This is a genomic window from Sulfitobacter sp. UBA4523, assembly GCF_002388305.1.
GTDB classification, from domain to species: Bacteria; Pseudomonadota; Alphaproteobacteria; order Rhodobacterales; family Rhodobacteraceae; genus Sulfitobacter; species Sulfitobacter pontiacus.
This window is the reverse complement of the sequence record NZ_DGMH01000005.1, coordinates 25,011-35,526: the sequence shown is the minus strand read 5'-3', so window position 1 is coordinate 35,526 and position 10,516 is coordinate 25,011. Positions and strand designations below refer to the sequence as shown.

General features: G+C 59.0%; 14 protein-coding genes. 11 read left to right on the top strand and 3 right to left on the bottom strand.

All coding sequences use genetic code 11. The features are described 5' to 3' along the window. On the bottom strand, positions 1–260 hold a 260-nt coding region (locus B3849_RS00660), incomplete at its 3' end, for an NYN domain-containing protein (protein WP_286779694.1). Positions 261–388: 128 nt separating this feature from the next. Between B3849_RS00660 and folK the strand changes: the two genes are divergently transcribed. The 11 genes from folK (at position 389) to recO (ending at position 9,148) form a co-directional block, all read left to right on the top strand. Next, positions 389–991: a 2-amino-4-hydroxy-6-hydroxymethyldihydropteridine diphosphokinase gene (gene folK, locus B3849_RS00655; protein WP_340251511.1), complete on the top strand. Its 603-nt coding sequence runs from the start codon at positions 389–391 to the stop codon at positions 989–991. A gap of 70 nt (positions 992–1,061) precedes the next feature. After that, positions 1,062–1,415 carry a DNA-directed RNA polymerase subunit omega gene (gene rpoZ, locus B3849_RS00650; RefSeq protein ID WP_005849941.1) on the top strand — a complete coding sequence of 118 codons (354 nt, stop codon included), beginning with the start codon at positions 1,062–1,064 and terminating at the stop codon, positions 1,413–1,415. A gap of 36 nt (positions 1,416–1,451) precedes the next feature. Next, positions 1,452–3,602, top strand: coding sequence for a RelA/SpoT family protein (locus B3849_RS00645; protein WP_278375861.1), 2,151 nt, complete (start codon positions 1,452–1,454; stop codon positions 3,600–3,602). Positions 3,603–3,636: 34 nt separating this feature from the next. Beyond that, positions 3,637–4,332 carry a DUF2062 domain-containing protein gene (locus tag B3849_RS00640; protein WP_005849937.1) on the top strand — a complete coding sequence of 232 codons (696 nt, stop codon included), beginning with the start codon at positions 3,637–3,639 and terminating at the stop codon, positions 4,330–4,332. Beyond that, positions 4,316–5,068 carry a pyridoxine 5'-phosphate synthase gene (locus B3849_RS00635; RefSeq protein ID WP_037941285.1) on the top strand — a complete coding sequence of 251 codons (753 nt, stop codon included), beginning with the start codon at positions 4,316–4,318 and terminating at the stop codon, positions 5,066–5,068. Before B3849_RS00640 ends, B3849_RS00635 begins: the two co-directional genes overlap by 17 nt. A gap of 9 nt (positions 5,069–5,077) precedes the next feature. Continuing rightward, positions 5,078–5,491 carry a holo-ACP synthase gene (gene acpS, locus B3849_RS00630; protein WP_005849935.1) on the top strand — a complete coding sequence of 138 codons (414 nt, stop codon included), beginning with the start codon at positions 5,078–5,080 and terminating at the stop codon, positions 5,489–5,491. Positions 5,492–5,596: 105 nt separating this feature from the next. Then, positions 5,597–6,433 carry a signal peptidase I gene (lepB, locus tag B3849_RS00625; RefSeq protein ID WP_005849934.1) on the top strand — a complete coding sequence of 279 codons (837 nt, stop codon included), beginning with the start codon at positions 5,597–5,599 and terminating at the stop codon, positions 6,431–6,433. Further along, entirely contained in the window at positions 6,430–7,116 is a 687-nt protein-coding gene (gene rnc, locus B3849_RS00620; RefSeq protein WP_005849933.1) for a ribonuclease III, read from the top strand. Before lepB ends, rnc begins: the two co-directional genes overlap by 4 nt. Then, complete coding sequence (gene era / locus B3849_RS00615; protein ID WP_286779693.1) at positions 7,113–8,021, top strand: GTPase Era; 909 nt, start codon at positions 7,113–7,115, stop codon at positions 8,019–8,021. Before rnc ends, era begins: the two co-directional genes overlap by 4 nt. Positions 8,022–8,081: 60 nt before the next feature. Beyond that, positions 8,082–8,411 (top strand): DUF1491 family protein, encoded by a 330-nt coding sequence (locus B3849_RS00610; protein WP_278424395.1) that lies wholly within the window; start codon positions 8,082–8,084, stop codon positions 8,409–8,411. Next, positions 8,411–9,148 carry a DNA repair protein RecO gene (gene recO / locus B3849_RS00605; protein ID WP_278424393.1) on the top strand — a complete coding sequence of 246 codons (738 nt, stop codon included), beginning with the start codon at positions 8,411–8,413 and terminating at the stop codon, positions 9,146–9,148. The genes B3849_RS00610 and recO overlap by 1 nt, the downstream gene beginning before the upstream one ends. On the opposite strand, the gene B3849_RS00600 is transcribed toward recO, so the two are convergent. Together B3849_RS00600 and B3849_RS00595 are read right to left on the bottom strand one after the other, a co-directional pair. After that, positions 9,120–9,515, bottom strand: a complete 396-nt coding sequence (locus B3849_RS00600) for an META domain-containing protein (RefSeq protein WP_278424391.1) — start codon at positions 9,513–9,515, stop codon at positions 9,120–9,122. The genes recO and B3849_RS00600 overlap by 29 nt on opposite strands. A 50-nt stretch (positions 9,516–9,565) precedes the next feature. Then, the coding region (locus B3849_RS00595; RefSeq protein WP_286779692.1) for an acyl-CoA dehydrogenase family protein at positions 9,566–10,516 on the bottom strand (951 nt) is incomplete at its 5' end.

Here is a 10,516-nt window from a genome sequence, read left to right as displayed (position 1 = left end):
ATGCTGTCGGTGTATTCCTTGGCTGGTTTGGTCACCATGGAGAACCCGTTATAGTTCAGCCAGTCGACCAGCGGGCGTATGGGGGAGTATTCGTCATTTTCCAGCAAAGCGGTGTAGTAAAAGGCACGCAGCAGTTTGCCGCGGCGCATGAACTCCTGCCGCAGTAGCTTGTAATCAATGTCAAAACCCAGGTTCTTGGCCGCTGCGTAAAGGTTGGAGCCGTCGATGAATAAAGCGAGCCGTTCGTCCTTGTAGAACATGAAGTGCCTTCCTAATACACGTCGTTCGGAAATTTGCGTCGTGTAGAGCCGCTATAAAACGAAATGTTTCAAATTTAGTTTCCGACTATGAATACAATACTAACTAAGGTTTTTTCGAGAGGCAGCAAGTGAAGACATTGGCCATCCCTGACCCCAAGGGGGGTGAAATCGGCAAGTGCGCGCTGATCGCCCTCGGGAGCAATCAATCATCAGTTGCGGGAGGGCCGGCAGAAACTCTGCGACGGGCCCTTGATATTATGGCTGGTATGGGCGTGCGGGTTGTCGCTCTTAGCCCGTTTTACTCAACCTATGCGTTTCCTGCGGGGTCGGGTCCGAATTTCGTAAATACAACCGCTAGTATAAGGGTAGAGGGGGGGGCGGATCAAGTTTTAGCTATTCTTCATGCCGTCGAAGCAGAGCTGGGGCGCGAGCGGCAAAGCCGTTGGGCCCCTCGGACGGTCGATCTGGATCTGATCGCGATGGGGGATGTGGTGTTGCCGGATGTACAGACGCAGACCGATTGGCGGGAGATTCCGCTTGAACAGCAGATGGTCAAAGCGCCTGACCAGCTGATCCTGCCGCACCCGCGGCTTCAGGATCGTGCCTTTGTTTTGGTGCCGCTGGCGGACATCGCGCCGGACTGGTGTCACCCCCTGATCGGCAAAACCGTTCGCGAGATGTTGAATGACCTGCCAGAGGCAGATAAAAAGGGGGTGTGGCCGCTGGAATAGGCCCTTGTAAATTCCGCCGATGGCTTCTAAATAGTCGGCTTCTTGCAGCATTCATGATTGGAGCATCCCCATGGCCCGCGTCACTGTCGAAGATTGTGTAGATAAAGTGCCAAACCGGTTCGAGCTTGTCATGCTTGCCGCGCATCGTGCGCGTGAAATTGCGGCAGGTTCTACGGTTACTGTTGATCGCGATAACGACAAAAACCCTGTCGTGTCTCTGCGCGAGATTGCGGATGAAACCCAATCGGCCGATGAGCTGCGCGAGCGTCTGATCGAAAGCAACCAGAACCAGATCGAGGTTGATGAACCCGAAGAGGACGCAATGGCGCTTCTTATGGGGGCTGAGCAAGATAAGCCCGAAGAGGACAGCATGTCCGAAGAAATGCTGCTGCGGCAGTTGATGGCGGCACAAGGGCAGGGCTAAGGCCCGCGCCCTTCGGGGCTTATAGGCAGGACAGGTATGAATACCGCCGACATTACGGCTGACGACCTTATCGCGCTTGTGCGCGCCTATAACCCTAAGACGAACGAAAATCAGATCAGGCTGGCCTATGACTATGGCCAGCAGATGCACGAGGGCCAGTTCCGCCATTCCGGAGAGCCCTATTTCACGCATCCGGTCTCTGTCGCGGCTATTTTGACCGAACAGCAGCTGGATGACGCGACCATCATCACCGCATTGCTGCACGACACGATCGAGGACACGAAAGCGTCTTATAGCAGCGTCGATGAAAAGTTCGGACATGATGTCGCTGAACTGGTCGATGGCGTGACCAAGCTGACCAACCTGCAACTGAATTCCAACGAGACAAAACAGGCCGAGAACTTTCGCAAGCTGTTCATGGCAATGTCGAAAGATCTGCGGGTTATTTTGGTTAAGTTGGCGGATCGGCTGCATAATATGCGCACGATCAAGTCGATGCGCCCTGACAAGCAGATCCAGAAAGCACGTGAAACAATGGATATCTATGCGCCCCTTGCGGGGCGTATGGGGATGCAATGGATGCGCGAAGAGCTCGAGGATCTGGCCTTTCGCGTGCTCAACCCCGAAGGGCGGCAGTCGATCATCCGGCGCTTTATCACCCTTCAGCGCGAAACGGGCGATGTCATCCAGCGAATCACCGGCGACATGCGGCACGAGCTTGAGAAAGCCGGGATCGAGGCCGAAGTCTTTGGGCGGGCGAAAAAACCGTATTCGATCTGGCGCAAGATGCAGGAAAAGCAGCAATCCTTTTCCCGTTTATCGGATATTTACGGTTTCCGCGTTATCACCACCTCGGAGGATGAATGTTATCGCGCGCTTGGCACCATCCATCGGCGCTGGCGGGCCGTGCCGGGCCGGTTCAAGGATTATATCAGCCAGCCCAAGACGAACGGTTACCGTTCGATCCATACCACCGTCTCTGGCCGTGACGGCAAACGGGTCGAGGTGCAGATCAGAACGCGGCAGATGCATGATGTCGCTGAATCCGGTGTGGCGGCGCATTGGTCCTATCGTGACGGCGTGCGGTCGCGGAACCCCTTTGCTGTTGATCCGGTCAAATGGGTCGCGCAACTGACAGAGCAGCTCGATTCAGAGGAGGATCACGAAGATTTCCTCGAGGCGGTCAAGCTTGAGATGTACGCCGATCAGGTGTTCTGCTTTACCCCCAAGGGCGAGGTGGTCAAGCTGCCGCGTGGGGCGACGCCGATTGATTTCGCCTATGCGATCCACACGCGAATCGGGTCTGCCTGCGTCGGTGCCAAGATCGACGGGATGCGCGTGCCTTTGTGGACGCGGGTGAAAAACGGCCAGTCGATCGAGATTATTACCGCCCAAGGTCAGACACCGCAGGCGACATGGCTGGATATCGCAACGACGGGCAAGGCCAAGACGGCGATCCGTCGGTCGCTGCGTGAACTGGATCGCGCGCGCTTTGTCAGCCTCGGGCGCGAACTTGCCCGCTCTGCCTTCGAGCAGATGAATAAATCGGCGACGGAGAAAGTGCTGCGCACCGCGGCGCGCAACCTGCGCCTCTCCAGCGCGGAGGAGCTTTTGGCGCAGCTTGGCTCTGCCGAACTGACGGGCCAAGAGGTGGTGCAGGCCGTCTATCCCAACCTGCGCCCCAAACCCGGCGAACATGTCGACCGCAAGCGCGCGGTGGTGGGGCTGGAAGCGGGGCAATCCTTTGACCGGTCGCCTTGTTGTCAAGCGCTGCCGGGGGAACGCATTGTCGGCATCACCTTCCGTGGGCAGGGCGTCAAAATCCACACCATCGATTGCGAGCGTCTGTCGCATTACGAGGACCAGCCCGAACGCTGGCTGGACCTGCGTTGGCACGACGGGCCACATCCCGCGATCTATGGGGCGACACTGGATCTGACCATCGGCAATGGGGCGGGCGTGCTGGGGCGGATTTGTACGCTCATCGGCCAATCCTCTGCCAATATCGCGGATCTGGAATTTTTGGACCGCAAGCCTGACTTTTATCGGTTGTTGATCTACGTAGAGCTGCGAGACATTGCGCATCTGCATTCTTTGATCCCGATGTTGGAGGCCGAGAGCGAAGTCGCCGAGATCAGCCGATACCGGAATCCCGACTTGTTCAAGGCAGGTACCAAAGACGCATGATCCGCCCGGACTGCACTGACCCAAGGACGAACTGTTGATTTTCAAACGCCGCGATCCAAAGCCGACAGTGCGCGCGATGGCTGAATTCATGTGGCCTCGGGGTGGTTGGACGCGGGCGTTTCACTATGTCAAACACCGGATGCGCCGCTTGCCCGATACGCCCGAACGCATTGCGCGTGGCATCTGGGCCGGTGTTTTTACCACGTTTACGCCCTTCTACGGCATGCATTTTATCGTGGCGGCGCTGGTATCGCGTGTCATGCGGGGCAATCTGCTGGCCGCATTGATGGGGACGTTTTTTGGCAACCCGCTGACCTATGTCCCGATCGGGTTGTCGTCGCTGTCCATGGGGCATTGGATTCTCGGTTCCCACATGCGGACGGGAGAGCATCGGTCCTTCGGGGGCAAATTCTTTGACGCCGGTCACGACTTGTTGGCCAACTTTGTGGCGATCTTTACCAGCCGCGACATGGATTGGTCGGGGCTTGAGGTCTTCTGGCATCAGGTGTTCTATCCGTATCTGATCGGGGGCATCGTGCCCGGCATGATCTGCGCCACGATCGCCTATTATCTGGCCGTGCCCTTGCTGCGGGCCTATCAAAAGCGGCGCAAAGGCGCGATCAAGGCCAAGTTCGATTTGTTGAAAAAGAAAGCCTCGGCCAAGGCAGAGGCGAAACGCAAGGCAGAGCAGGCGGCTCTGGAGGGGAAAGACCATGGCGGCACAAGGTAAGCTTCGGCTGGGCGTAAATATTGACCACGTGGCGACTGTGCGGAATGCGCGCGGCGGTGCCTATCCGGACCCGCTGCGCGCAGCCCGCGCCGCGCAAGAGGCAGGCGCTGATGGCATCACCGCGCACCTGCGCGAGGATCGACGCCACATCACCGATGCGGATATCGAAGGGCTGCAAGAGGTGTTGAACGTGCCGCTCAACTTCGAGATGGCCGCCACGGAAGAGATGCAGGCCATCGCCCTGCGCCACAAACCCCATGCCGTCTGCATCGTGCCGGAAAAACGCGAAGAGCGGACAACCGAAGGCGGGCTTGAAGTCGCACGCGAGGAAAACCGGCTGGCGCATTTCATCGCGCCTCTGCGCGAAGCGGGCAGCCGCGTCAGCATCTTCATCGCCGCCGATCAGCGCCAGATCGAGGCGGCGAACCGCATCGGGGCAGAGGTGATCGAACTGCACACCGGTGCCTATTGCGACGCCTATGCCGAAGGGCATTGGGAGGAAGCACAAAAGGAGCTGCAAAAGCTCGAAGAGATGTCAAAATTCGCCCATAGTCTGGGGCTTGAGGTGCACGCGGGCCACGGCCTGACCTATGATACCGTCAGCCCCGTCGCAGCTTTCCCCGAGGTGCAAGAGCTGAACATCGGGCATTTTCTGATTGGCGAGGCGATCTTTCTGGGCCTCGGCCCCGCCATCGCCGAGATGCGCCGCCTGATGGATGACGCCCGCAAGGGCTGAGGGCGCGGCATGATTTTGGGCATCGGCACCGACCTCGCGAATATCGAACGGATTCAAGGCACGCTGGACCGCTTTGGCGACCGTTTCCGCAATCGTGTGTTCACCGAGGTCGAACAGCTAAAGGCCGAACGTCGCCGTGATGTCGCGGGCACCTACGCCAAACGCTGGGCCGCGAAAGAGGCATGTTCAAAGGCGCTTGGCACCGGTCTGCGCATGGGGATCGCTTGGCGCGACATGGCGGTGAGCAACCTGCGCACCGGCCAGCCTGTGATGGAGGTCACCGGCTGGGCGGCGGAGCGTTTGGCCAAGATGACACCCGACGGCCACGAGGCGATCATTCACGTCACGCTGACAGATGACCACCCTTGGGCGCAGGCCTTTGTCGTCATCGAAGCCCGCCCCAAGGCAGGTATTCAGACCTAACGGCAGATCATGGCCCATTCGGTCGGTGGATCGGGGGCAGGGTTGCTTGACTTGCGTCAATGGCACCCGCATGTAACGCTCGAACGCATGAACAGGAGCGCCAAAATGGCCGCCAAAGAAAAAACCGGCAACGCCTTTGTCGAAACCATCAAAACAATCGTCTATGCGCTGTTGATCGCAGGGGTCTTTCGGACCCTGTTTTTCCAGCCTTTCTGGATCCCTTCGGGGTCGATGAAAGAGACGTTGTTGATCGGGGATTTCCTGTTCGTAAACAAAATGGCCTATGGCTATTCCTACGCCTCCTGTCCCAGCGTGATGATGCCGCGGTTCGGCATTGAGGTCGACGCGAAAGACGTCTGCGGTGTGTTTGACGGCGACAACACGCGTTTGTTCGGGTCAGAGCCCGAGCGGGGCGATGTGGTGGTCTTCCGTCATCCCGTGTCTGGTCGCGATTACATCAAGCGTCTGATCGGCTTGCCGGGGGACAAGGTTCAGATCACCGACGGTGTGGTCAGCATCAATGGCACGGCGGTCGAACTGCGTGACGATGGTGTCTTCGAAGAGGTGATGGACCGTCAAGGCCCGCAGGGCATGCGTCCGCGTTGCGAGAACGGTGCCGTCGGTGCCGGTGGTGTATGTGAAAAATCGCGTCAGATCGAAGTGCTCCCTAACGGGGTCGAACATGCGATCCTGAACATTGGTAATCAGGCGTCGGACAATACCGGTGTCTACACGGTGCCAGAAGGGCATTACTTTTTCATGGGTGACAACCGCGACAACTCTGCCGATAGCCGTCTGGCACAGCAGGCCGGTGGCGTCGGTTTCGTGCCGTACGAAAACCTGATCGGTCGCGCGGACCGGATCATGTTCAGTTCGGCCGGTCGGTCGATGTTGTTCTTCTGGACATGGCGCAGCGATCGTTTCTTTAAGGCGATCAAGTGAAGTTAAATGCTGATCTCCGGGCCTTTGAAGGCCGCATCGGGTACCACTTTGCCAAGCCGGAGCTGTTGAACCGCGCGGTGACCCATGCCTCTATGTCGTCGGCCAATCGTGACGACAACCAGCGGCTCGAGTTTCTGGGGGATCGCGTTCTGGGGCTGGTGATGGCCGAAGCGCTGCTGAAACTTGACCCGGCCGCAACCGAAGGGCAGCTGGCCCCGCGGTTCAACGCATTGGTGCGCAAGGAAGCCTGCGCGGAGGTCGCGCGCGAGATCGACATGGGCGCTGTGCTGAAGCTTGGCCGGTCAGAGATGTTGTCCGGCGGCCGCCGCAAGCAGGCGTTGTTGGGGGACGCGATCGAGGCTATCATCGCGGCTGTCTATCTGGATGGCGGATTTGACGAGGCCAAAGCGTTGATCCTGCGATTGTGGGGTGACCGCGTGATGCAGGTCAAGCAAGACGCCCGCGACGCCAAGACCGCGCTGCAAGAATGGGCGCAAGCGCGCGGCTTGCCGCCCCCCGCCTATGTTCAGACCGACCGGCAGGGGCCAGACCACGCCCCGGTGTTTACCATCACCGCCCGGATTGAAAACGGGGCCAGCGCCGTCGCGTCCGCCCCATCGAAACGTCAGGCCGAACAGGCCGCTGCCAAGACGCTCTTGGCCCAATTGGAGAGACCCTCATGACCACGCGCGCCGGATTTATCGCCCTGATCGGCGAGCCCAACGCGGGCAAATCGACGTTGCTGAACCGCATGGTCGGCGCGAAAGTGTCGATCGTGACCCATAAGGTACAGACCACACGCGCCCGTATTCGTGGGGTCGCGATAGAAGGGGAAAGCCAGCTTGTGTTCGTGGATACGCCCGGGCTGTTCCAGCCCCGTCGTCGTCTGGACCGCGCCATGGTGGCCGCGGCTTGGGGGGGCGCTGCCGATGCGGATGTTGTCATTCTGCTGATCGAGGCCAACCGCGGGATCACCGAAGGGGTCGAACGTATCCTGGAGGGCCTCGCTGACATCGGTCAGGGGCGCAAGGTCGCGCTTGCGATCAACAAGATCGACCGTGTCGAGGCACCGGTCCTGTTGGGGCTGAGCAAAGAGATGAACGACCGCTATGATTTTGCCGAAACATTCATGATTTCGGCCGAGCGGGGGCATGGTGTGGATACGTTGCGCCACTGGCTGGCGGGCGAATTGCCCGAGGGGCCGTGGCTCTATCCCGAAGACCAGATCGCCGATCTGCCCATGCGCATGATCGCCGCCGAAATGACCCGCGAGAAGCTGACCCTGCGTCTGCATCAGGAGCTGCCCTATCAGCTGACGGTCGAGACGGAGAACTGGGAAGAGCGTAAAGACGGGTCTGCGCGGGTGGATCAGTTGATCTATGTGGTGCGCGACGGTCACAAGGGGATCGTGCTTGGCAGCAAGGGCGAGACGATCAAGGCGGTCAGCAAAGCCTCTCGCGAGGAGCTTGAAGAATTTCTCGGGCGGAAAGTGCACCTGTTTTTGCAGGTCAAAGTGCGCCCGAACTGGCTGGACGAGGCGGAGCGCTACTCCGAGATGGGGTTGGAGTTCAAAGACGGCAATGTCTAGATCTGGTGCGGCCCGACCCTTCGGGGAGGATTTTACACCATTTGGAACGACGGGGCTGTCATGGCCCGGCTGACCGCGCGGTTCTGGGTCGATGCCTATCTGGCGCGGCTGCGGGTCTATGACATTCCCGCGTTCGTGGTCGCGCATGGGGATGACACCGGCGGCGCTGTTCTGGTGAAGCTCGCAACGCTCGATGGAAATGCACAGCTTTTTCAGAAAAGTTTCGATTTGATCAGTGGTGAGCGGACCTGGGTCGAAATGACAAGTGGGCAGGAGCCGGAGGTTGATGCGTCGATCAGCCGACAGCGCAGTTTTGATCCGGACCTATGGGTGATCGAGGTAGAAGACAGGCAGGGTCGGCATCTGCTGCATGAGGATGGGCTGAACTGATGGAATGGCGCGATCAAGGCATTTTGCTCAGCGCGCGCCGCCATGGTGAGACATCGGCCATCATCGAGGTGTTCACCCCCGAGCGCGGCCGCCACGCCGGGATCGTGCGCGGCGGTACCAGTCGCAAGATTGCCCCAATTCTCCAACCGGGTGCGCAGTTAGACATCGCATGGCGCGCGCGGCTTGAGGATCATATCGGCGCGTTTACTGTAGAGCCCGTACGCAGCCGCGCCGCATTGGCAATGCATGATCGGCTGAGCCTTGCGGGGTTGAATGCGGTGACGGGGCTGCTTGCCTTTGCATTGCCCGAACGCGAAGCGCATCCGCCATTATATCGTCGAACTGAAGCGCTTCTGGATCTATTGGGGCAGGGGGATCTGTGGCCATTGGCCTATCTTCAATGGGAAATCAGCCTGTTAGACGAGCTTGGCTATGGGCTTGATCTGAGCGCCTGTGCGGTGACCGGACGGACCAGCGGGCTGGTCTTTGTATCTCCGAAAACGGGGCGTGCTGTGACCCGAGAAGGGGCGGGGGAGTGGGTTGATAAAATGCTGCCATTGTCGCCCGTTTTACGTGGGGAAGGGGATGCAAGCGATGCAGATATTGCGCTGGCGTTCAAAATCACGGGATATTTCCTAGAGCGGCATCTGGCGCGCGATCTAGGGGACAAGCCCCTACCCGAGGCGCGCGCGCGCTACGTCGAGGCATTTAGTCGACGGCGCGAAACACCATATTAAGGTTCTCGGTGTTAGACAGAATCATGACGTCATTCAGAATCTCGACGAGGGTGGCGTTGTTGAGCGCGTCGATAACAATGTTTTCTTGGCTGAGATCAGGACATGCCTTTTTGGTGGAGGATATGAGCGTGAAAGAAAACCAGGGGTAGGGCAGCTTGTTAGTGCCGGACATCCGATTGCAGGGGCCTTGAACGGTAACCTGTTCTTTTTCTGGAAAGGACATCTGTGTGTTTGCTGAGAACGGGACCCCGTTTAGTTCTTGCAAGCGCCATAGGCGATCGGCGGCCCCATACGCCCGCAGAGTTTCGTCCTGACTGCACTGGGTTGTCAGGGCTATGGCCAGAAAGAGGGAGGTCAGCTTGATCATGGGGTCCGGATAGGCAGCCCGACGATTTCACGCGTCAGGCTGCCCGAACTTCATCCGAGCAAACGGCGCGAGATGACCTGCGCCTGAATCTCTGCCGCGCCTTCGAAAATGTTGAGGATACGTGCGTCACATAGGACACGGCTGATTTTGTATTCGAGTGCAAAACCGTTGCCGCCATGGATCTGCAAGCCATTGTCAGCCGCGGCCCAAGCGACCCGTGCGCCGAGCAGTTTGGCCATGCCCGCTTCGACATCACAGCGCCGGCCTTCGTCTTTTTCAAACGCCGAGAAATAGGTGAGCTGGCGGGCGATCATGATTTCGACCGCCATCATCGCCAGTTTGGACGACACGCGAGGGAAGTTGATGAGAGACTTGCCGAACTGCTTACGATCAATCGCGTATTGCATCGAAATGTCGAGTGCGGATTGCGCGACCCCGATGGCACGCGCGGCTGTCTGGATGCGCGCGCTTTCAAAGGTTTCCATCAACTGTTTGAACCCTTTGCCCTCTTCGCCGCCCAACAGGTTTTCACCTTTGACGTGGAAGCCGTCGAAACCGAGCTCGTATTCCTTCATGCCGCGATAGCCGAGCACTTCGATCTCGCCGCCGGTCATGCCTTCGGAAGGGAAAGGATTCGCGTCGTCGCCCGGCGTTTTCTCGGCCAAGAACATCGACAGGCCCTTGTAGTTCGACGTCTGCGGATCCGTGCGCGCCAGCAGCGTCATCACATGGGTCCGAGCCGCGTGCGTGATCCAGGTTTTATTGCCAGTTATCTTATAATCGTCGCCATCTTTCACCGCGCGCGTGCGCAAAGAACCAAGGTCAGAGCCGGTGTTCGGTTCCGTGAAGACGGCTGTGGGCAAGGTCTCGGCGCTGGCGATCCGCGGGAGCCATTTTTCTTTTTGGGCGTCCGTCCCGCCTGCGATGATCAGTTCGGCCGCGATTTCAGACCGCGTGCCGAGCGAGCCCACGCCGATATAGCCGCGCGACAGCTCTTCCGA

What these genes read in the sequence shown, in the direction of transcription:
- rpoZ (WP_005849941.1), top strand. Translation starts at nt 1,062, where the DNA reads ATGGCCCGCGTCACTGTCGAAGATTGTGTAGATAAAGTGCCAAACCGG.
- B3849_RS00645 (WP_278375861.1), top strand. Translation starts at nt 1,452, where the DNA reads ATGAATACCGCCGACATTACGGCTGACGACCTTATCGCGCTTGTGCGC.
- B3849_RS00635 (WP_037941285.1), top strand. Translation starts at nt 4,316, where the DNA reads ATGGCGGCACAAGGTAAGCTTCGGCTGGGCGTAAATATTGACCACGTG.
- acpS (WP_005849935.1), top strand. Translation starts at nt 5,078, where the DNA reads ATGATTTTGGGCATCGGCACCGACCTCGCGAATATCGAACGGATTCAA.
- lepB (WP_005849934.1), top strand. Translation starts at nt 5,597, where the DNA reads ATGGCCGCCAAAGAAAAAACCGGCAACGCCTTTGTCGAAACCATCAAA.
- era (WP_286779693.1), top strand. Translation starts at nt 7,113, where the DNA reads ATGACCACGCGCGCCGGATTTATCGCCCTGATCGGCGAGCCCAACGCG.
- B3849_RS00610 (WP_278424395.1), top strand. Translation starts at nt 8,082, where the DNA reads ATGGCCCGGCTGACCGCGCGGTTCTGGGTCGATGCCTATCTGGCGCGG.
- recO (WP_278424393.1), top strand. Translation starts at nt 8,411, where the DNA reads ATGGAATGGCGCGATCAAGGCATTTTGCTCAGCGCGCGCCGCCATGGT.
- B3849_RS00600 (WP_278424391.1), bottom strand. Translation starts at nt 9,515, where the DNA reads ATGATCAAGCTGACCTCCCTCTTTCTGGCCATAGCCCTGACAACCCAG.